The following is a 21,488-nucleotide window of genomic DNA, read 5'->3' as shown; positions in this document are numbered from 1 at the left end:
ACCGATTGCGAGAATTACCAACCCGGCGGCCAGTTCAGCAATATCGCAGTATGAATTTGCGCTTCACGGATAGCACTTTTGACTGACCGAAGATCGCACGCTCCCGCACCATGCTGTTAGTATCTGCTTGCGGAGGTGCTTATGGCCTGGCGTCCCATTCTTTATGTGATCCTCACAACCCACCCCAGACTCAGCGCGCGACGTGCCCGTTTACGTCTGGTCATCTAGCTTTTTATTAACAATCGCGGTATAACACCTTCTTTGGATGTTTAGATGTCCATACGTATAGAAGGTAATATGCAAACACAACAAGAAAATGGACAGCTTAAGCGCACCATGAAAACACGCCACCTGATAATGCTCTCGCTGGGCGGCGTAATTGGGACAGGGTTATTCTTCAATACCGGCTACATCATTTCCACGACCGGGGCGGCGGGCACGCTGCTGGCGTACCTGATCGGCGCGCTGGTGGTCTGGCTGGTGATGCAGTGTTTGGGTGAGCTCTCCGTGGCGATGCCGGAAACCGGCGCGTTCCACGTCTATGCCGCCCGCTATCTCGGCCCGGCGACGGGCTATACCGTGGCGTGGCTCTACTGGCTCACCTGGACGGTGGCGCTCGGGTCGAGCTTTACCGCCGCCGGGTTCTGCATGCAGTACTGGTTCCCGCAGGTGCCCGTCTGGGCGTGGTGCGTGGTCTTTTGCGTGGTGATATTCGGCCTTAACGTCATCTCCACGCGCTTCTTTGCCGAAGGGGAATTCTGGTTCTCGCTGGTGAAGGTCATCACCATCATCGCCTTTATCATCCTCGGCGGGGCGGCGGTCTTTGGTTTCATCCCGATGCAGGACGGTTCACCCGCGCCGGGCTTAAGCAACCTCACCGCCGAGGGCTGGTTCCCGCACGGCGGCCTGCCGATCCTGATGACCATGGTGGCGGTGAACTTTGCCTTCTCCGGGACCGAGCTTATCGGCATCGCGGCGGGTGAAACGGAAAATCCGCACAAGGTCATTCCGGTTGCGATCCGCACCACCATCGCGCGGCTGATCATCTTCTTTATCGGCACCGTGTTTGTGCTGGCGGCGCTGATCCCGATGCAGCAGGCGGGCGTGGAAAAAAGCCCGTTCGTGCTGGTGTTTGAAAAGGTCGGTATTCCTTATGCCGCTGATATTTTTAACTTCGTGATCCTGACGGCGATCCTCTCGGCGGCGAACTCCGGGCTGTACGCCTCCGGGCGCATGCTGTGGTCGCTCTCGAATGAGAAAACGCTCCCGCGCTGCTTTGCCCGCGTGAACAAAAACGGCGTGCCGCTGACGGCGCTCTCGGTTTCCATGCTCGGCGGCGTGCTGGCGCTGTTCTCAAGCGTGGTGGCGCCGGACTCGGTGTTTGTCGCACTCTCGGCCATTTCTGGCTTTGCGGTGGTGGCGGTGTGGATCAGCATCTGCGCGTCGCACTTCGTTTTCCGTCGCCGTCATCTGCAGTCCGGCCAGCCGCTCTCTGCGCTGCAGTACCGCGCGCCGTGGTATCCGCTGGTGCCGGTGCTCGGTTTTATCCTCTGCGTGGTGGCCTGCGTCGGCCTGTGGTTTGACCCCAGCCAGCGCATTGCCCTTTATTGCGGGCTTCCGTTCGTCGCCCTGTGTTATGGTGCCTACTACCTGACCCGAAATATGACATCGCAGGAGCCTGAACATGTCGCAGAATAATCCGCTTACCGCCATCCTTGAAAAACAGCCGTTTGTGGTGCTGGATGGCGCAATGGCAACGGAGCTGGAAGCGCGCGGCTGTAACCTTGCTGACAGCCTCTGGTCGGCCAAAGTGCTGGTGGAAAACCCGGATCTTATCCGTGAAGTGCATCTTGATTACTACCGCGCGGGCGCGCAGGTGGCGATCACCGCCAGCTACCAGGCCACGCCTGCGGGCTTTGCGGCACGCGGTCTGGATGAGGTGCAGTCCCGCGCGCTGATTGGCAAAAGCGTGGAGCTGGCGCGTAAGGCGCGCGAAGCGTACCTGGCCGAAAACCCGCACGCGGGCACGCTGCTGGTAGCGGGCTCCGTTGGGCCGTACGGCGCGTATCTGGCAGACGGCTCAGAGTATCGCGGCGACTACGTGCGCAGTGCCGAAGAATTCACAGAATTCCATCGCCCGCGCGTGGAAGCGCTGCTGGACGCGGGTGCAGACCTGCTGGCCTGCGAAACGCTGCCGTCGTTCACGGAAATAAAGGCGCTGGCCGCGTTGCTGACGGCATATCCCCGCGCGCGGGCGTGGTTCTCCTTCACCCTGCGCGACAGCGAGCACCTGAGCGACGGCACGCCGCTGCGGGAGGTGGTTTCTTCTCTGCAGGACTATCCGCAGGTCGTCGCGCTGGGCATCAACTGTATCGCGCTGGAAAACACCACGGCGGCGCTGAAGCAGTTGCAAAGCCTGACGCCGCTGCCGCTGGTGGTCTACCCGAACTCGGGCGAGCATTATGATGCGGTAACCAAAACCTGGCACCACCACGGCGAAGCGTGCGAGACGCTGGTGGGGTATCTGCCGCAGTGGCTGGCTGCGGGAGCGAAGTTAATCGGCGGATGCTGTCGCACCACGCCGAAGGATATTGCAGAGCTTAACGCGCAGCGCTGAGTTTGTGCCGGGTAAGGCGCAGGCGCCACCCGGCACAAACCAACCGCACAAAATCAACTATCCTTTCCCGCTTTTTTTCTAAAAACGAATCGTCATTAGCGATTCTTTTTTATTCCTTTATCAAAATTCCCGCGCCGGAAATACTGCCCTCATAACAACAGGGGAGCAGGCACTATGGCAATTTCATCGCGAATCACACTTCTCGGCGCGCTGGCGCTGTGGGCATTTCAGGCGCAGGCGGTGGACGTTACCGTCGCGTATCAAACCTCGGCTGAGCCGGCGAAGGTTGCGCAGGCGGACAATACCTTTGCGAAGGAGAGCGGCGCGAAAGTCGACTGGCGCAAGTTCGACAGCGGCGCGTCCGTCGTGCGTGCGTTAGCGTCCGGCGACGTGCAGATTGGCAATATCGGCTCCAGCCCGCTGGCGGTCGCGGCCAGCCAGCAGGTACCGATTGAGGTTTTCCTCCTCGCCTCGCAGCTCGGTAATTCCGAAGCGCTGGTGGTGAAGAAAAACATCACCAAACCGGAAGACCTGATCGGCAAACGCATCGCCGTGCCGTTTATCTCCACCACCCACTACAGCCTGCTGGCGGCGCTCAAACACTGGGGCATCAAGCCGGGGCAGGTGCAAATCATCAATCTTCAGCCGCCGGCGATTATCGCCGCCTGGCAGCGCGGGGATATTGACGGGGCCTACGTGTGGGCACCGGCAGTAAACGAGCTGGAAAAAGACGGCACCGTGCTGACCGACTCCGAGAAAGTGGGCCAGTGGGGCGCGCCGACCCTCGACGTGTGGGTGGTGCGCAAAGACTTTGCCGAGAAACATCCTGAGGTGGTGAAAGCCTTCGCCAAAAGCGCGATTGCCGCCCAGCAGCCGTACATCAGCAACCCGGATGAGTGGCTGAAGCAGCCCGCCAACCTGGAAAAACTCTCCCGCCTGAGCGGCGTGCCGGAAGCGGACGTGCCGAGGCTGGTGAGGGGCAATACCTATCTGACCCCCGCGCAGCAGGTGCAGCAGCTAAACGGGCCGGTGAGCAAAGCGATTGTAGATACCGCCACCTTCCTTAAAGAGCAGGGCAAAGTGCCTGCGGTCGCGGCGGATTACAGTCAGTACGTCACCGACCGCTTTGTGAAATAAGGAGTCCGCCATGCTGAACATCACGAACCTGTATGCCGATTACGGTGGTAAACCCGCGCTGGAGGACATCAACCTGACGCTGGGCAGCGGTGAACTGCTGGTGGTGCTCGGCCCGTCCGGCTGCGGAAAAACCACGCTGCTGAATCTGATCGCCGGGTTTGTACCGTATCAGCACGGCACCATTCAACTGGAAGGCAAAAAGGTGGATGGCCCTGGCGCCGAGCGCGGCGTGGTCTTTCAGAACGAAGGATTGCTTCCGTGGCGCAACGTGCAGGAGAACGTGGCGTTTGGGCTCCAGCTTGCGGGTGTGAACCGTGAACAGCGGCTGGCAACCGCGCGGGCGATGCTGAAAAAAGTGGGGCTGGAAGGGGCGGAAAAACGCTTTATCTGGCAGCTTTCCGGCGGCCAGCGTCAGCGCGTCGGGATCGCCCGCGCGCTGGCGGCGAATCCGCAGCTGTTGCTGCTGGACGAGCCGTTCGGGGCGCTGGACGCCTTTACCCGCGAGCAGATGCAAACTCTGCTGCTGCGCCTGTGGCATGAGACGGGCAAGCAGGTGCTGTTAATTACCCACGATATCGAAGAGGCGGTGTTTATGGCGACCGAGCTGGTGCTGCTCTCGCCGGGGCCGGGGCGCGTGCTGGAGCGGCTGCCGCTGGATTTCGCCCGCCGCTACGTCGCCGGGGAGCCGGTGCGCAGCATCAAATCCGATCCGCGGTTTATTGAGCAGCGTGAATACGTCTTAAGCCGCGTGTTCGAACAGCGGGAGGCCTTCTCATGAGCATCGTCTTTAGTGAAAAAACGCGCCGCACGCGTCCGGCGCTGCGCTGGCCGCTCTCGCGCCCGCTCACGTTGAGCGTCGGCACGCTGCTGGTGCTGCTGGCAGCGTGGTGGGCGGTTGCGGCCCAGCAGTGGGTCAGCCCGCTGTTTCTGCCGCCGCCGGGACAGGTGCTGGCGAAACTCATCTCCATCGCCGGGCCGCAGGGCTTTATGGACGCTACGCTCTGGCAGCATCTCGGCGCAAGCCTGACGCGCATTCTGGTGGCGCTGCTGGCGGCGGTGGTTATCGGTATCCCGGTCGGGATCGCGATGGGCCTAAGCCCGACGGTGCGTGGCATCCTTGACCCGCTGATTGAGCTTTACCGCCCGGTGCCGCCGCTGGCCTATTTGCCGCTGATGGTGATCTGGTTCGGTATCGGCGAAACGTCGAAAATTCTGCTGATTTATCTGGCGATTTTCGCGCCGGTTGCCATGTCGGCGCTGGCGGGCGTGAAGAGTGCCCAGCAGGTGCGCATTCGTGCGGCGCAGTCGCTGGGCGCCAGCCGTACGCAGGTGCTGCTGTTTGTGATTCTACCCGGCGCGCTGCCGGAGATTTTAACCGGGCTGCGCATCGGCCTCGGCGTGGGCTGGTCCACGCTGGTGGCGGCAGAGCTGATCGCCGCCACGCGAGGATTAGGGTTTATGGTTCAGTCGGCGGGAGAGTTCCTGGCGACTGACGTGGTGCTGGCAGGGATCGCGGTAATTGCCGCGATCGCCTTCGGATTAGAACTGGGGCTGCGCGCGCTACAGCGCCGCCTGACGCCCTGGCATGGAGAAATACAATGAGTGAACGACTGACCATCACCCCGCTGGGGCCGTACATTGGCGCGCAGGTGTCGGGCCTGGATGTGTCCCGCCCGCTGAGCGATAACCAGTTTGAGCAGCTGTACCACGCGGTGCTGCGCCATCAGGTGGTGTTCCTTCGCGAGCAGGCGATCACCCCGCAGCAGCAGCGCGCGCTGGCGTTGCGTTTTGGCGACCTGCATATTCACCCGGTCTATCCGCATGCGGAAGGGGTGGAGGAGATTATCGTTCTGGATACCCACAACGATAACCCGCCTGACAACGACAACTGGCACACGGACGTCACCTTTATAGAGACGCCGCCCGCCGGGGCAATTCTGGCAGCAAAATTACTGCCAGAGACCGGTGGCGATACGCTCTGGGCGAGCGGGATTGCGGCGTTTGAGGCGCTCTCTGCGCCGTTCCGGACGCTGCTGAGCGGCCTGCGGGCGGAGCACGACTTCAAAAAATCGTTCCCGGAATACAAGTACCGTAAAAGCGAAGAGGAGCATCAGCGCTGGCTGGAAGCGGTGGCGAAGCATCCGCCGCTGCTGCACCCGGTGGTGCGCACCCATCCGGTCACGGGCAAGCAGGCGCTGTTCGTGAACGAAGGATTCACGACGCGCATTGTGGACGTGACGGAGAAAGAGAGCGACGCGCTGCTGGGATTCCTGTTCGCACATATCACTAAACCGGAGTTTCAGGTGCGCTGGCGCTGGCAGGAGAACGACCTGGCGATCTGGGATAACCGCGTGACGCAGCACTACGCCAACGCGGACTATCTGCCGCAGCGAAGGATTATGCAGCGGGCGACAATTTTGGGCGATAAACCGTTTTACCGCCCCTGATCCTGGAGTACCCGTAGGCCGGGTAAGCGCAGCGCCACCCGGCGAAAACGGTGCACAATTGCCGGCCAATTAAAGGTGCGCCTCAATATACCGCTGATAGCGGTTCGCCTTCAGGTAGCACAAATCCACCAGCACCAGACCGTCTACGCAATTGTTGAACGCCGGGTCGCTGCCAAAATCAATAAACTGCACGCCGCCGGGCTCGCATAGCTCGGAATACTGTTTATACAGCGGCGGTATGCCGCAGCCCAGATTGCCGAGCAGGGATTTCAGCTTCGTCAGATCGTCCACGTAATCCACGCCGCCAAACTGTGCCAGTACGTCCGGTAACGACGCCGGATACGGCTGACGTGACGCGGCTAGCGGATGCGTCGCGGGGAACCACAGGCGGTAAAAGGCGACCAGCAGATCCCGTGCCGCAGGCGGTAAGCCGCCGGAGATGGAGACGGGGCCAAACAGGTAGCGATAATGTGGGTAACGCGCCAGGTAAGCCCCGATGCCGGACCATAAATAGTCCAGACCGCGACGCCCCCAGTAGCGCGGCTGAATAAAGCTGCGCCCGAGCTCAATGCCGTGCTCAAGCACGTCCTGCATTTTGTCGTCGTAGTGGAACAGGCTGTAGCTGTACAGACCTTCAACGCCGCGTTTTTCGATCTGCATGGCCGTCGGCATAAAGCGATACGCGCCGACGATCTCCAGATCCTCTTCATCCCAGAGGATCAGGTGCAGATAATCGTCATCGTAGCTGTCGGTGTCCCGGCGTTTACCGCTCCCTTCCTCCACCGCGCGAAACGCAATCTCGCGCAGGCGGCCCAGTTCGCGCAGAAGAGGCGCCTCTTCCTGCCCGTTGCGCTGCCACAGGTAGATGGTTTTACCGTCGCTGGTTTTACCCAGACTCTCCGCCTGCGCCAGCTCGCGTTTCAGGGTGGCCCGGTCTTCCGGACGGGCAATGGCGCACTGGGTTTTGAAGACGCCAGGCAATCCCTTGCCAAGACGCATCACGTGCTGACGGCACTGCTCGCCCATCTCACGTGACGAAAGCGTGGCGCTATGCCAGTGATGCCAGGCGATTTGCTGGCCGATTTTAATCGGCAGCTGGCTGTGGCGGCGGCGGAACATCTGTTGCATTAGCAGCAGCATCGACAATGTCGGCGACACCAGCGTGCTGGCATAAAAGAGCAGGCTGTTATGCGCCTGAATATGCACCGGCAGCAGCGGGGCGCGCAGCTTGCTGGCGAGTTTGATAAAGCCGGAGTGCCATTTTTTATCGCGAATGCCTTTGCGCGTGGGGCGTGAAACTTCACCCGCCGGGAAGAAGATCAGCACGCCCGCGTTTTGCAGATGCTGCTCCATCTGAACCAGAGACGATTTCGCCGTCCTGCCGCCCATATTGTCCACCGGAATAAACAGCGAACTGAGAGGCTCGAGATGGGTCAGCATCCGGTTGGTCACGACTTTAACGTCGCGCCGCACGCGGGAGACGGCGTACATCAGCGCCAGCCCGTCCAGCGTGCCTGTCGGGTGGTTGGCAATAATGACCAGTGGGCCATGTTCGGGGATTTGTTCGAGATCGCGGGCGGAAACGGTGCAGAGAATATCAAGGTGCTCCAGAACTTGCTCCACCATATCCAGTCCTTTCAGGTGGCGGTGAGCGGCGGCAAACTGCTGGAATTCTTCTTCGTAAAACAGCCTTTTTAACAGACTTTTTTGCCAGGGTGCAGGCCTCGCCTGAGGCCAAAGATCGTCGAGAACGCTATCGAGGCTAAACATGATTACTCCTCCTGCCGTCTTGCGAAGACAGTAGAAGGAGCAGATGTCGGTTGTATTGCAGTTTGGTGAAGATTAGCGGAGGATTTTTTTCTCGGCCAGATCCAGCGCGAAGTAGCTGAAGATCAGATCCGCGCCCGCGCGTTTGATCGCGCCCAGGCTTTCGAGGATCACTTTCTCTTCGTCGATGGCACCGGCCAGCGCGGCGAATTTGATCATCGCGTATTCACCACTCACCTGGTATGCCCCCAGCGGCAGTTCGGTGCGCTCGCGGATGTCGCGCAGAATATCGAGATAGGCGCCAGCCGGTTTCACCATCAGGCAGTCTGCGCCCTGGGCTTCATCAAGCAGGGATTCACGAATCGCTTCCCGGCGGTTCAGCGGGTTCATCTGGTAGGTCTTACGATCGCCCTTCAGCGCCGTACCCGCCGCTTCACGGAACGGGCCGTAGAAGGAGGAGGCAAACTTGGTGGAGTAGGACATGATGGCGGTGTCGGTAAAGCCTGCCGCATCCAGCGCCTGACGGATAGCCTGAACCTGTCCATCCATCGCCGCAGACGGCGCGATGAAGTCCGCACCCGCAGCGGCAGCCACGACCGCCTGCTTGCCGAGGTTCAGCAGGGTGGCATCGTTGTCCACGCCGTGATCGCACAGTACGCCGCAGTGCCCGTGGGAGGTGTATTCGCAGAAGCAGGTGTCGGACATGACCACCATTTCTGGCACGGTATCTTTGCAGATGCGGGACATGCGGGCCACGAGGCCATCTTCTTTCCATGCATCGCTGCCGGTGGCGTCGGTATGGTGGGAGATGCCGAAGGTCATCACCGAGCGGATCCCCGCGTTGGCGATGCGTTCGATCTCACGCGCCAGGTATTTTTCAGGAATGCGCATCACGCCCGGCATGGCTTCGATGGCTTTGTAGTCATCAATCTCTTCTTCAACAAAAATCGGCAACACCAGATCGTTTAAGGTCAGTGTTGTCTCTTCAAACATGGCGCGCAGTGCGGGTGACTTACGCAGGCGGCGGGGACGTGCAATTAAATCGGTCATGGTATGCCTGATGTTTGTGGAACAAAGAAGGTTAGTGTACCTCAAAGTGAAGTGAGGTGTTTTACTAAAGTGGGCATTTTGATACCGATTAATGCGGCCTGTCTATGATTGCCAGTGAATTATATATAATTAACTAATCCTGCGGAATGTCGGTTCGAATTATTGATGTTAATTCTATTACGAAGGGAATGTATAAATAAAAATGATCTGTTTATAAAACTTATATCACCTTTGCTTGTTTAGTTTATTTTGACTTTTTCTTTATAGTATTTATATTTAGCGCTCTTTTTCTCTCGTTTGACATCTGCTGATTGTCTGGATACGGACTTAAATGAATCATTCATTGAACCTTTTCTGAATGAAACTGCATAATTCACTCCGCAATTAAACATTGCTAATTGATTTACGGACAAACATGCTTACGTCCCTGAGGAGGGATGACCCAATGCAAACATGGAAAAAGAAACTGGTTGTATCTCAACTTGCATTAGCTTGTACGCTGGCTATCGCTTCTCAGGCTAATGCGAAAGATATTTCCGGTACGACATATAATACTTTTGGATATGATAATACCGCATCTACGCCGTGGTATTATGGCTACGCAGATTGGGATTACTCGGATGCCACCCATGATGGTGACATTTATCCGGTCATCAATAAATCAACCGTAAACGGTGTTATTTCGACTTACTATCTGGATGATGGGGTCAATGGCCGTGCGAACGCGTTGAGTATTTCTAACAGCACCATTAACGGCATGATCACGTCAGAGTGTATGACCACGACGTGTGCAGATGGCGTGGATACTGACGGCACCAGTCATACCCAGTACGATCGTTTTAGTCTGACCGTTGATAACTCCACCATCAACGATGCCTACGAGCATTACGCGTATGATGTCGTCAATGGCGAGAATACTGAAACGCATTATCTGGACACCTATGGTCTGGGTAACGCAATTACCCTGGACGTTGAATCTGATATCGTTATTCAGAACAACTCCCACGTCGCGGGTATCACGCTGACGCAGGGTTATCAGGAGCTGGATAACACACCATACGACGGCGTTGATGGCGTTGCTAACAGCAGCAATGTCTTTACCGATACGCTGGTGGTGAAAGACTCCGTGCTGACCTCTGGTGCGTACAGCGATCTGGGCACCAACGGGTTCTACGGTCAAACGGCGAAGCCGAGCGACTACGGTGAAACCAACGCCTCGGCTGCGGATGATGCGGCGCTGATCGTTGCGGCCGGCGCGTCTGATAACGCCATGCAGACCACCGCTACCTTCGATCACTCTACCGTAACGGGTGACATTCTTTTCTCCAGCACCTTTGATAACAACTTCTACGAGAATGGCGATCCGGCAACGGATACCACTGAAGATGGTGTCTATAACCCAACCACCAACGGCTGGGACGGTACCGATACACTGGATGTTACGCTGACTAACGGCAGCAAGTGGGTCGGTGCAGCGCAGTCCAGCGTTGAAGCTATCGGCACTGCGCAGATGTATGGCCAGGGCTACAGCAACGTTGACTGGCACGCTCTGTCCCCGAACAGCATCTGGCCTGATTCTACCTTCGACAGCAACGGTCACGTTGCCGGTGAAGAGGTGTACCAAAGCGGCCTGTTCAATGTGGCGCTGGATAACGGTTCCGAGTGGGATACCCGCAAGGTCTCCAACATTGATGCGCTGACGGTGAACAACCAGTCTCAGGTCAATGTTGAAAACTCCGGCCTGCTGGCGGATTCAATCACCCTGACCAATGCTTCAACCATGAATATTGGCGACAGCGGAGCCGTGGCAACCGACAGCCTGTATCTGGACAGCTATAGCCGTGCGGCACTGACTGAAGAGACAGCAGAGCTGTATGCCAACACCATTACCGTAGACAACGGTGCCGAGCTGGCGCTGGGTCTGGGTCAGGTTGATACGCACAATATGGTACTGACCGATGGCGGCGTGCTCAACGTTGCCAGCCGTGATTATGTGCTGAACAGTGATCTGAACAACGCACGCTATATCACCAACGATCGCTACAACGCGGAGTATGACTACGGTGTTGTCGCGCTGAACTCCGACGGCCATCTGGCGGTGAACGGTGACGTTGCCGGTAACTACAAGGTGCGCATCGACGATGCAACCGGCGCTGGTTCAGTTGCCGACTACAAAAACAAAGAGATCATTCGCGTCTACGACAATAACGCAGATACCGCAGCCAGCTTTACTGCTGCAAACAAAGCTGATTTAGGTGCTTATACCTATCAGGCGCAGCAGGAGGGTGACACCGTTGTTCTCCAGCAGAAAGAGCTGACTGACTACGCCAACATGGCGCTGAGCATTCCTTCTGCCAACACCAATATCTGGAATCTCCAGCAGGATACCGTGGGTACGCGTCTGACCAACAGCCGTCATGGCCTGGCAGACAACGGCGGAGCGTGGGTGAGCTATTTCGGCGGCAATTTTGACGCGGATAACGGCACCGTCAGCTACGATCAGGACGTAAGCGGCATTATGGTCGGTCTGGACACGCAGATTGACGGTAATAATGCGAAGTGGATCGTCGGTGGTGCAGCAGGTTTTGCGAAAGGCGATATCAGCGATCGTACGGGTCAGGTCGATCAGGACAGTCAGACGGCGATGATCTACGCATCGGCGAAGTTCATGAACGATCTCTTCCTGGACAGTTCCCTGAGCTACACGCGCTTCAACAACGAACTCTCAGCCACGATGAGCAACGGTCAGTATGTTGACGGTGATACAACCTCTGACGCTGTCGGCTTCGGGATGAAGCTGGGCTATGACTGGAAACCAAACCTCTCAGGCTATATCACCCCTTATGCGGCGATTTCCGGTCTGTTCCAGTCAGGCGACGACTACCAGCTGAGCAACGACATGCGTATCGATGGTCAGTCTTACGACAGCATGCGTTATGAACTTGGCCTGGATGCGGGTTATACCTTCAACTACGGCGGCGAACAGGCGCTGACCCCGTACTTCAAGCTGGCTTACGTCTATGACGATGCTGACAATAATGCTGATATCAACTCTGACAGCATTGATAACGGCGTCGAAGGCTCTGCGGTTCGCGTGGGGCTGGGCACCCAGTTCAGCTTCACCAAAAACTTCAGTGCTTACACCGATGCGACTTATCTGGGCGGCGGCGACGTTGACCAGAACTGGGGAGCAAACCTGGGTGTGAAATATACCTGGTAAATAGAAAGCGCGGGGGATATTTTCCCCCGCTTTTTTATATGGTTTAAAAATAATAAAGAACCGACAGATACAGATGCTTTGAGGTATGCATGAACGTTAATGCGAAACCACTTTCTGAATTAAGCCGGCTCGCAAAATGTCTGGAAGTCGCAGGTACCCCCTTTAAGATCGAACCACAGCAATTAATAACAACCGGCAATAATGATGATGAGCCATTTACTTTTGTAATACAGTCTGGTCTTACCGCTATCCATCGTAAATCTGATGAACTTCTGATGGGCATTGCGCAGGCACCTTTTATCTATGGTTTGAATGCATGGATAAATGATAGTTATCTGGAATATTCCATGATGACACACACAACCTGTTCTGGATTTTATTTACCGGTCTCTGCCACGCGTCAACTTATTCAGCAAAATCATCTCTGGCAGGATGCTTTCTGCTGGGTGTCATGGATTAACCATATTCTGGGCAAGCGTGACCTGCAGCTGGTGGGAAATAACTCTTATAGTCAGATCCGGGCGATGTTGATCAATATGGCCGAGTGGGATGACTCGCTGCGCTCAAAAATTGGCGTTATGAATCATATTCAGCGTAGCACACGTATTTCACGTTCGGTCGTTGCAGAAGTCCTGGCTGCGCTGCGTCAGGGGAACTACATCAATATGAGCCGGGGCAAGCTGGTCAGCATCAACCGCTTGCCCACGGAATATTAAGATCAGTTAGACGCAGTAAGCACCTGGGCTTTATTGGCGCTCAGTTCGGCCACCAGGTTATTGATGCCGTCACTCATATTAACGAAGCGCGTGTTCGGAGAACGGGTGACCACCACAAACGCGCCCACGTTGGACTGCGGAATCATTGCCATGTAGGTAATGAATCCGCCGCCGCCGCCGGTTTTCTGAATGATGCCCGGACGGCCATTTTTCGGCGCCATATAGACCCAGCCCAGGCCGAGCGCATCGGCTTTACCCGGCACGTCCATCCCGATGACGCGATGCAGCTGAGTACGCTGATAGATAAGGGTCTGCATACGATCGGCCTGGCTGCTGCGGGAGTAAAAATCCGAAGAAAGGAACTGCTGCATCCAGCGCATCATGTCGCCAGGGGTGGAATAGACCCCGCCGCTGCCCACGGCCGCCAGCGTGTTGTTACAGGGGCTTGCGCCTTTCTCTGCCACCATCAGGCGTTTGCACTGGTCCGGGGAAGGGGTAAAGGTGGTGTCTTTCATGCCCAGCGGACGCGTGATCTGCTCTTCAAACAGCTGCGGGTAAGGTTTGCCCGCCGCCGTTGAAAGCGCATCCGCCAGCAGATCGAACGCCAGGTTCGAGTAAGAGGCCTGCGAGCCCGGGGCGGATTTCAGCGTGGCGGTGCTCAGGTAGTTCCAGCGCTGTTGGCGCGTTGGCCAGACAAAAACGTCGCGGTGCGCCGCGCCGCCCGGCTGCTCGCGCGGCAGAGCGCTGGTGTGCGTCGCGAGGTTCACCAGGCGAATTGGCGTGCCCTGATACGTCGGCACGCGGGCACCCGGCGGGGCGTATTTGCTGAGCGGATCGTCGAGCTTTACCACGCCCTGGTCGAGCAGCTTCACCAGCATTTCGCTGGTCATCAGCTTGGTTAAGGACGCGACGCGCACAACGGAATCCAGCTGCGGACGAACGTTATTACCTGGACGCGTTTCACCAAAGCTGCGGAAAACGCGCTGGTTGCCGTCGATGACCACCATTGCCATCCCGGTCGCGCCGCTGCCGTAATAGATAAGGTTCGCGTAGCGATCGGCAATATCGGAAGCCAAAACGGGCGCCGTCAGCGGCTGGGCTGCCTGGGCGGTGGAGAAGCTCACCGCACACAGCGCGGCAAAAGAGAGCAGACAACGTTTCAACGAAAAGCATCCATGAAGTGAATGAGGAAAGTAATGGGTATTTATACTACTAATCGGCACCGTGCAATGCCCCGAATAGCATAACCATAGCGAGAAAAACGTAACCATGGGTAAATATGAAGAATTTCCCTGCGCGCGCTCTCCCATTTTGTGACATCGGGCTTATGATAGGCACCAGTGTTACTCAATCTTGCGGAGAACGGTATGTCTGAAAAGCGTGTGGTAATGGTGGTTGATATGCAGAACGGGGTGTTTGAAACCCCGCGTCATCAGCGCGAGACGTGTGTCTCTCTGATCAACCAGCTTACGCAGGCTGCCGACACGGTGATTTTTATTCAGCATGCCGAGGCCAGGGGGCTGGAAGAGGGAAGTGACGGGTTTGCGTTGCTGCCTGAACTCCATCAACCTGCTGGCGCGCTGTACGTGACCAAAACCGCCTGCGATGCCTTCTATAACACCGGGCTTGAAGCGCTGTTAGGCGAGCAGGGCATTCGCGAGTTTGTCATCTGCGGCTGCGCCACCGATTACTGCGTTGACGCCACGGTCAAGAATGGCGTCAGCCGGGGTTACCACATTACCGTGGCGGAAGATGCCCACACCACCGCCAACCGCCCGGCTGCTGAAGCACAGATCCTGATTCACCACCACAACGACGTCTGGCGAAACTTCATTGCGCCAGCGAACCCTGTCGCGGTGAAACGCACCGAAACAATTCTCGAAAACTGGAAAGCGAACTAATAATCAACCCACGGGTCTGACCTTTTTGCCCGAGCCGGGGTCCGGCTCGGGCAAGGTATTCGTGTGGTAATGTGTTGAGCACAGCAACAACCATAACAACAAGAAGGAAGTATCATGTTTAAGTCTTTTTTCCCAAAGCCGGGGCCTTTTTTCCTGTCGGCATTTATTTGGGCACTGATCGCAGTCGTGTTCTGGCTGGCGGGCGGCGGTGCATGGCTGACGCGCATCGTGGGGGCGACAGGCGAGGTGCCGATTAGCGCGGCGCGCTTCTGGTCGTTCAGCTATCTGCTGTTTTATGCCTATTACGCGCTGTGCGTCGGGCTGTTTGCGCTGTTCTGGTTTAATTATTCCCCTCATCGCTGGCAGACGTGGTCCATTCTCGGAACGTCGCTGATTATTTTTGTCACCTGGTTTCTGGTCGAAGTGAGCGTAGCCATTAACGCGTGGTATGCCCCGTTCTACGATCTCATCCAGAAAGCGCTGAGCGCCCCTAACAGGGTGCCAATTGGCGAGCTTTATAATCAGTTAAAAATTTTTATGGGCATTGCGATGATCGCTGTCACCGTGGCGGTGCTGAATAATTTCTTCGTCAGCCATTACGTCTTCCGCTGGCGTACGGCGATGAACGAATTCTACATGACCCACTGGGAGCGTCTGCGCCATATTGAAGGTGCTGCTCAGCGTGTTCAGGAAGACACCATGCGTTTTGCGTCAACGCTTGAGGATATGGGCGTCAGCCTGCTTAATGCCATCCTGAAACTGTTTGCGTTCTTACCGATTCTGGTCGCGCTTTCTCCGCATATTTCAGCATTGCCGATTGTCGGACATTTACCGTACGGCCTGCTCATCCCGGCGCTGATTTGGTCGCTTATGGGCACAGGCCTGCTTGCCGTCGTCGGGATTAAGCTGCCGGGCTTAGAGTTTAAGAATCAGCGTGTGGAAGCGGCCTATCGTAAGGAGCTGGTCTACGGAGAGGACGACCCAACGCGCGCTGCGCCCCCGACGATAAAAGAGCTGTTCCGCAACGTCCGTTTCAACTATTTCCGGCTCTATTTCCACTACATGTATTTCAATATTGCCCGTATTTTCTATCTGCAGGTCGATACTGTTTTTGGACTATTCCTGTTGTTCCCGTCTATTGTTGCGGGAACAATCACGCTGGGCTTACTGACCCAGATTACCAACGTGTTCGATCAGGTCAGAAACTCGTTCCAGTATCTGATCAACTCCTGGACCACGCTGGTGGAACTGATGTCCATCTACAAACGTCTGCGCAGCTTTGAACATGAGCTGGACGATCGGGACCTGCAGGAAGTCACCAACACATTTAGCTAATACAGGGAGTTGCTATGTCTTTTGCCGTACCGCGTGCGTTACCGCTGTCCTTGCTGGCTGCCCTCGTTCTGGCGGGCTGTGCCGAAAAAGGGGCTGCTCCGCTTAAAAAGGGCGAGAAGCCCGTGGATGTCGCAAGCGTTGTGCGGCAAAAAATGCCCGCCAGCGTGAAGGATCGCAATGCGTGGGCGGATGCGCTGGCAAAAACCTTTGAAAGCCAGAAGATTGCCCCAACCGAGGAGAATATCTGCTCGGTGTTGGCGGTGGCGCAGCAGGAGTCGATGTACCAGTCAGACCCGGTGGTGCCGGGTCTTAACAAAATTGCCTGGAAAGAGATCGACCGCCGCGCGGAATCGATGCATATCCCGGTATTCCTCGTGCATACCGCGCTGAAAATCACCTCGCCAAACGGCAAAAGCTACAGCGAGCGGCTGGACACGGTGAAAACCGAAAAACAGCTCAGCGCCATCTTTGATGATTTCATTAACATGGTGCCGATGGGGCAGAAACTGTTTGGCTCACTGAACCCGGTTCACACCGGCGGCCCGATGCAGGTGAGCATTGCGTTTGCCGAGAAGCATACCGACGGCTACCCGTGGGAAATTGACGGTACGGTGCGTCAGGAGGTCTTCTCCCTGCGCGGCGGGCTGTGGTTCGGCACGTATCATCTGCTGAACTATCCGACGAACTACAGCGAGCCCTTGTACCGCTTCGCAGACTTTAACGCGGGCTGGTATGCCAGCCGTAACGCGGCGTTTCAGAGCGCGGTTAGCCGCGCAAGCGGCGTCAAGCTGGCGCTGGACGGCGATCTTATCGCCTACGGCAGCAGCGAGGCGGGAAGCACCGAGCGGGCGATCCGGAAATTATCGACAACGCTTGATATGAGCAACAGCGACATTCGCCGTCAGCTTGAGAAAGGCGACAGCCTGGCATTTGAGAAAACGGATCTCTACAAGAAAGTGTTTGCGCTTGCCGATAAGAAGAGTGGGAAAACGTTGCCGAGGGCAATTCTGCCGGGGATTCAGCTGGAAAGCCCGAAGATCACGCGTAACCTGACCACCGCATGGTTCGCAAAACGCGTGGACGATCGCCGGGCTCGCTGTATGGGGCTTTAATGGCGACGACGAAAGCGCAGGACGAGCGCGACAACGCCTAAAATCATACACCCCGCGAGGAAGGGAACGAGGCCAAACAGCGTGCTCACGCCAAACCCGATTTCAACCCGCGGGCGTCCGTTATCCTGCACCTGCATCAGGTGTTCATAAACGCCCGGCGCGTGCACCAGCATATTAAGCAGCTGGGAGCCAGCCCAGAAGCAGAACAGGACAAACAAGGCATACGCGATATTACCCGCCGTGGAGGTTTTTGGTTTGCCGCCAAAAATCGGTTTCGACAATGTAAAGTCAGCCATGTTGACCTCCCGAAATATCACTCTGTTTTAATACGCGTCTTACGGGGTGAGTTTGACAGGTCATCGCATTTGTCAATATCAGAATCGTGGTAATTTTCGCTCAGGATTTCTCCTGGATTGTTGATTTCTGCAGCATGTCACAATTTGTTAACTTAAATGAAACTGCACCGCATTTCAGAATTTCCGCATCTGCCACAGACCTGGCGGTGAAACTGTGAGAGGATGTCTTTTTTTCCTGCCGGAGTTGTTATGAAGCTCACGTCCAAACTTCGCCGTGACTGGCACTACTACGCCTTTGCTATCGGGCTGATCTTTATTCTTAACGGCGTCGTGGGGCTGTTGGGATTTGAAGCGAAAGGCTGGCAAACCTATGCCGTGGGCCTGGTGACCTGGGTAATCAGTTTCTGGCTGGCAGGGCTGATAATCCGCCGCCGTCCGGAAGAGACGACAGCGGAGGAGACGGCTAAGGGTGCCGATTAGCCGTTAACGGAACTTTTCAGGGCGCTGTCTGCGGCATGACGCTCCAGCGCCAGCTCGATCAGGCGGGTGATCAGCTCAGAGTAGCCAAGCCCGCTGGCCTGCCACAGTTTTGGATACATGCTGATATTGGTGAAACCCGGCAGCGTGTTGATTTCATTGATCACCACCTCGTTCTCCGGCGTCAGGAACACGTCCACGCGCGCCATGCCGCTGCAGCCGAGCGTCTGATAGGCCTCAATGGCGATCGCCCGGATCTTATCGTTAATGGCCGGATCGATATCCGCAGGAACAACAACCTGGGCGCCTTTATCATCAATATATTTGGTGTCGTACGAGTAGAAGTCGCTGTTTAAGACCACTTCACCGCAGGTGCTGGCCTGTGGGAAATCGTTGCCCAGCACCGCGCACTCAATTTCGCGGCCTTTGATCCCCTGCTCAACCACCACTTTATGGTCGAACTCGAACGCCAGACGGACGGCTTGCGTGAACTCTGTTTCGGTGGTGACTTTGCTGACGCCCACGGAGGAGCCCTGGTTGGCTGGCTTCACAAACAGCGGCAGACCCAGTTCAGCGCTAATTTGCGCGAAGCTGTGCTTGTCGCGGTTGGCGCGGGTGAGCGTCACGAACGGCGCGATATTCAGCCCGGCATCGCGCAGCAGGCGTTTGGTGACGTCTTTGTCCATGCAGGCGGCGGAGCCCAGCACGTCCGAGCCCACGAACGGCAGGTTGGCCATGCGTAACATTCCCTGCAGGGAACCGTCTTCGCCGAGGGTGCCGTGCACGATGGGGAAGACCACGTCGATCTGGGCGAGAGCCTGCGCGTTGCCGGCGTCGATGAGCTGACCCTTCACGACGCCGGGTACGGTGGCGACGCTAATTTCCGAAGGATTAAGGGCGATGTGTGCCGGATCGTGGGCATTCAGCAGATACTGGCTGGCATCGTTAACATGCCACTGGCCCTGTTTATCAATGCCCAGCAGCACCACGTCGAAACGGCTTTTATCGATCGCATCAACGATATTTTTAGCCGATTGCAATGACACCTCGTGCTCCGCTGATTTTCCCCCAAAGACAATACCTACGCGCTGCTTTGCCATCTCACTCTCTTCCAGTCTGACGAAAAGCCAATAACATACCACGATGCCCTGCGGGTTTCGCGGCCTTCTGCCATAATGTTTTGGGGAACAGTGAGGGGGGAGAGTGAAAGGAAAAACGCTGCTGACCATTTTCATCCTTGGGGCAATCGCAACGGCGGGCTATCGCTGGCTGCCGTCTTACTACAACCCTTTCACGCCACTGAACCTGGACGACCCGCCTGGCCGCATTACCCAGTATAAGCTGCGGCACTTAACGCCCGAAGCCTGCGCGAGCCTGTTAGCGCAGGCTAATCAAAAAAACCTGATCCGCACCCAGGCGGTCGCTGACAGCGGCGGGGAATGCCCGCTGAACAACGTCGTGCGCGTGCGTGACTTTGGCCCGGTGAGCCTGAACGGCAGTTTTCTTGCCAGCTGTCCGCTGGCGCTCAGCTCAGCCCTGTTTGTCAGCCAGCAGGCCCGGCCCCTGACTAAACGCTTTACCGGCAGTGAACTGACGCGCATTGAGCACCTCGGCAGCTTTGCCTGCCGCAATATCTACCACCGGCCCGATGCGCGGCGCAGCGAGCATGCCACGGCAGAGGCGCTGGATATCGCCGCTTTTCGGCTGGCGAACGGAGAGCGCGTTACGGTACTTAACGGCTGGAAATCGGCAAAAACGCAGCCCTGGCTGAAGGCTCTGCTGGCGGCAAGCTGCGGTTACTACGGAAACGGTCTTGGGCCGGAATATAACGCGGCGCACGCCAGCCATTTTCATCTGGGAATGCGCGGCTTTGGTCTCTGCCGCTGAAGCATAATCTTCCGCCAGAAAATGGATGAATTGTGACTTATTTCACAAATATGATGACTGGGAAGATAAAACACCAAAGTCAGCGAGGCCGCATCTCTGGTGCGACGTTAAGACGCGTAACTTGCTAATCTGACGGCGAATTCGCCTAAAAATGAAGACTATTTCTGTATGGAATCCTGGAAAGTTAATCTCATCTCGGTCTGGTTCGGCTGCTTCTTCACCGGGCTTGCCATCAGCCAGATCCTGCCGTTCCTGCCGCTGTACGTGTCACAGCTGGGGGTCAGCTCCCACGAAGCGCTGTCCATGTGGTCCGGGCTGACGTTCAGCGTCACGTTTCTGGTTTCCGCCATTGTGTCACCGATGTGGGGCAGCCTTGCGGATCGGAAAGGGCGCAAGCTGATGCTGCTGCGCGCCTCCCTCGGGATGGCGATTGCTATTCTGCTCCAGGCCTTCGCCACCAACGTCTGGCAGCTGTTTTTCCTGCGGGCGGTGATGGGGCTGACGTCTGGGTATATTCCCAACGCCATGGCGCTGGTTGCCTCTCAAGTGCCGCGCGAGCGCAGCGGCTGGGCGCTGAGTACGCTCTCCACCGCCCAGATCAGCGGCGTTATCGGCGGCCCGCTGCTGGGAGGCTTTCTGGCTGACCATGTCGGTCTGCGCGCGGTATTCATCATCACCGCAATCCTGCTGGTGATCAGCTTTCTGGTTACGCTCTTTCTTATCAAAGAGGGGGGCCGCCCCGTTATCAGTAAATCTGAGCGCCTGAGCGGCAAGGCCGTCTTCGCCTCGCTGCCATACCCGGGACTCGTAATTAGCCTGTTTGTCACCACCATGGTGATCCAGCTCTGCAACGGTTCGGTCGGCCCGATTCTGGCGCTGTTTATCAAGTCGATGGAGCCGGACAGCAACAATATCGCCTTTCTCAGCGGCATGATTGCCGCCGTGCCGGGCGTCTCCGCGCTGATCTCTGCCCCGCGTCTGGGAAAACTGGGCGACAGGATCGGCACGGGGCGCATCCTGATGGCGACGCTGATATTTGCGGTGGTGCTCTTTTTCGCCATGTCGTTTGTTACCTCTCCGCTTCAGCTGGGCGTGCTGCGGTTTTTACTCGGCTTTGCGGATGGCGCTATGTTGCCCGCCGTACAGACATTGCTGGTCAAATATTCCAGCGACCAGGTCACGGGGCGTATTTTTGGCTATAACCAGTCGTTTATGTATTTAGGCAACGTCGCCGGTCCGCTTATTGGTGCGTCCGTTTCTGCAATGGCGGGTTTTCGCTGGGTATTTGCCGCGACGGCGATTGTCGTTTTAATCAATATTATCCAGCTGGCTATTGCCCTGCGTCGCCGCAGGCAATTAGCGGAGGCGAAATCAGCGAAATAATCTTTTCGCAGATGTATTATATATTCTTATGGTAGCCGCATTTTTATATAACAAAATGCGGCGTTTTTTTATAGGAAAACGTTTCGCTGAAAAGATCGCTGCGCTAATTTGGCGGCAATGTCACTTTTGCATAAGATAATACT

General features: G+C 56.8%; 19 protein-coding genes. 14 read left to right on the top strand and 5 right to left on the bottom strand.

Features of this window, described 5'->3' with window-relative positions; translation table 11 throughout:
• Nucleotides 1-297: 297 nt before the first annotated feature.
• From mmuP to tauD, 6 genes are all read left to right on the top strand, one after another.
• Complete coding sequence (gene mmuP / locus INF77_RS00180) at nucleotides 298-1,698, top strand: S-methylmethionine permease (protein ID WP_193532780.1); 1,401 nt, start codon at nucleotides 298-300, stop codon at nucleotides 1,696-1,698.
• Nucleotides 1,685-2,617 (top strand): homocysteine S-methyltransferase, encoded by a 933-nt coding sequence (gene mmuM / locus INF77_RS00175; protein WP_193532779.1) that lies wholly within the window; start codon nucleotides 1,685-1,687, stop codon nucleotides 2,615-2,617. The genes mmuP and mmuM overlap by 14 nt, the downstream gene beginning before the upstream one ends.
• 174 nt (nucleotides 2,618-2,791) lie before the next feature.
• Nucleotides 2,792-3,754 (top strand): taurine ABC transporter substrate-binding protein, encoded by a 963-nt coding sequence (gene tauA / locus INF77_RS00170; protein WP_193532778.1) that lies wholly within the window; start codon nucleotides 2,792-2,794, stop codon nucleotides 3,752-3,754.
• 10 nt (nucleotides 3,755-3,764) lie between these two features.
• The gene (gene tauB, locus INF77_RS00165) at nucleotides 3,765-4,532 is read left to right on the top strand and encodes a taurine ABC transporter ATP-binding subunit (protein WP_048957570.1); all 768 of its coding nucleotides are present in this window, start codon (nucleotides 3,765-3,767) and stop codon (nucleotides 4,530-4,532) included.
• Nucleotides 4,529-5,356, top strand: coding sequence for a taurine ABC transporter permease TauC (gene tauC / locus INF77_RS00160; RefSeq protein WP_193532777.1), 828 nt, complete (start codon nucleotides 4,529-4,531; stop codon nucleotides 5,354-5,356). Before tauB ends, tauC begins: the two co-directional genes overlap by 4 nt.
• A complete protein-coding gene (tauD, locus tag INF77_RS00155; RefSeq protein WP_041911116.1) occupies nucleotides 5,353-6,201 on the top strand; it encodes a taurine dioxygenase in 849 nt (282 codons plus the stop codon). Before tauC ends, tauD begins: the two co-directional genes overlap by 4 nt.
• Nucleotides 6,202-6,270: 69 nt before the next feature.
• Here the strand turns inward: tauD and INF77_RS00150 are convergent, their stop codons facing one another.
• Together INF77_RS00150 and hemB are read right to left on the bottom strand one after the other, a co-directional pair.
• Nucleotides 6,271-7,971, bottom strand: a complete 1,701-nt coding sequence (locus tag INF77_RS00150; protein WP_193532776.1) for a lysophospholipid acyltransferase family protein — start codon at nucleotides 7,969-7,971, stop codon at nucleotides 6,271-6,273.
• Nucleotides 7,972-8,043: 72 nt separating this feature from the next.
• The gene (gene hemB, locus INF77_RS00145) at nucleotides 8,044-9,018 is read right to left on the bottom strand and encodes a porphobilinogen synthase (protein WP_048959625.1); all 975 of its coding nucleotides are present in this window, start codon (nucleotides 9,016-9,018) and stop codon (nucleotides 8,044-8,046) included.
• A 445-nt stretch (nucleotides 9,019-9,463) separates the two neighbouring features.
• Between hemB and INF77_RS00140 the strand changes: the two genes are divergently transcribed.
• Both INF77_RS00140 and INF77_RS00135 read left to right on the top strand, forming a co-directional pair.
• The gene (locus tag INF77_RS00140; RefSeq protein WP_193532775.1) at nucleotides 9,464-12,238 is read left to right on the top strand and encodes an autotransporter outer membrane beta-barrel domain-containing protein; all 2,775 of its coding nucleotides are present in this window, start codon (nucleotides 9,464-9,466) and stop codon (nucleotides 12,236-12,238) included.
• 89 nt (nucleotides 12,239-12,327) lie between these two features.
• Nucleotides 12,328-12,954, top strand: a complete 627-nt coding sequence (locus INF77_RS00135) for a helix-turn-helix domain-containing protein (protein ID WP_028012114.1) — start codon at nucleotides 12,328-12,330, stop codon at nucleotides 12,952-12,954.
• A 2-nt stretch (nucleotides 12,955-12,956) separates the two neighbouring features.
• On the opposite strand, the gene ampH is transcribed toward INF77_RS00135, so the two are convergent.
• The gene (ampH, locus tag INF77_RS00130) at nucleotides 12,957-14,117 is read right to left on the bottom strand and encodes a D-alanyl-D-alanine-carboxypeptidase/endopeptidase AmpH (protein ID WP_041911111.1); all 1,161 of its coding nucleotides are present in this window, start codon (nucleotides 14,115-14,117) and stop codon (nucleotides 12,957-12,959) included.
• A 204-nt stretch (nucleotides 14,118-14,321) separates the two neighbouring features.
• On the opposite strand from ampH, the gene INF77_RS00125 reads away from it, so the two are divergent.
• The 3 genes from INF77_RS00125 (at nucleotide 14,322) to INF77_RS00115 (ending at nucleotide 17,302) form a co-directional block, all read left to right on the top strand.
• Entirely contained in the window at nucleotides 14,322-14,855 is a 534-nt protein-coding gene (locus INF77_RS00125; protein ID WP_069733293.1) for an isochorismatase family protein, read from the top strand.
• 114 nt (nucleotides 14,856-14,969) lie between these two features.
• Complete coding sequence (gene sbmA, locus INF77_RS00120; protein ID WP_028012117.1) at nucleotides 14,970-16,190, top strand: peptide antibiotic transporter SbmA; 1,221 nt, start codon at nucleotides 14,970-14,972, stop codon at nucleotides 16,188-16,190.
• Between the two features lie 14 nt (nucleotides 16,191-16,204).
• Entirely contained in the window at nucleotides 16,205-17,302 is a 1,098-nt protein-coding gene (locus INF77_RS00115) for a DUF1615 domain-containing protein (RefSeq protein WP_150142933.1), read from the top strand.
• Here the strand turns inward: INF77_RS00115 and INF77_RS00110 are convergent.
• On the bottom strand, nucleotides 17,299-17,598 hold the full coding sequence (locus INF77_RS00110) for a DUF2755 family protein (protein WP_014882725.1): 300 nt from the start codon (nucleotides 17,596-17,598) through the stop codon (nucleotides 17,299-17,301). The genes INF77_RS00115 and INF77_RS00110 overlap by 4 nt on opposite strands.
• Nucleotides 17,599-17,847: 249 nt before the next feature.
• Between INF77_RS00110 and INF77_RS00105 the strand changes: the two genes are divergently transcribed.
• Entirely contained in the window at nucleotides 17,848-18,078 is a 231-nt protein-coding gene (locus INF77_RS00105; RefSeq protein WP_028012119.1) for a DUF2754 domain-containing protein, read from the top strand.
• Here the strand turns inward: INF77_RS00105 and ddlA are convergent.
• The gene (ddlA, locus tag INF77_RS00100) at nucleotides 18,075-19,175 is read right to left on the bottom strand and encodes a D-alanine--D-alanine ligase (protein ID WP_049001847.1); all 1,101 of its coding nucleotides are present in this window, start codon (nucleotides 19,173-19,175) and stop codon (nucleotides 18,075-18,077) included. The genes INF77_RS00105 and ddlA overlap by 4 nt on opposite strands.
• A gap of 103 nt (nucleotides 19,176-19,278) precedes the next feature.
• On the opposite strand from ddlA, the gene INF77_RS00095 reads away from it, so the two are divergent.
• On the top strand, nucleotides 19,279-19,962 hold the full coding sequence (locus INF77_RS00095) for an extensin family protein (RefSeq protein ID WP_063437824.1): 684 nt from the start codon (nucleotides 19,279-19,281) through the stop codon (nucleotides 19,960-19,962).
• A gap of 168 nt (nucleotides 19,963-20,130) precedes the next feature.
• A complete protein-coding gene (locus INF77_RS00090; RefSeq protein WP_193532774.1) occupies nucleotides 20,131-21,345 on the top strand; it encodes a multidrug efflux MFS transporter in 1,215 nt (404 codons plus the stop codon).
• Nucleotides 21,346-21,488 lie beyond the last annotated feature (143 nt).

The sequence above is a fragment of the Enterobacter cloacae complex sp. P1B genome (assembly GCF_014982345.1).
Taxonomy (GTDB): domain Bacteria; phylum Pseudomonadota; class Gammaproteobacteria; order Enterobacterales; family Enterobacteriaceae; genus Enterobacter; species Enterobacter bugandensis.
Note: the sequence above shows the minus strand (reverse complement) of the source record. Positions and strands in the feature narration are given on the sequence as shown.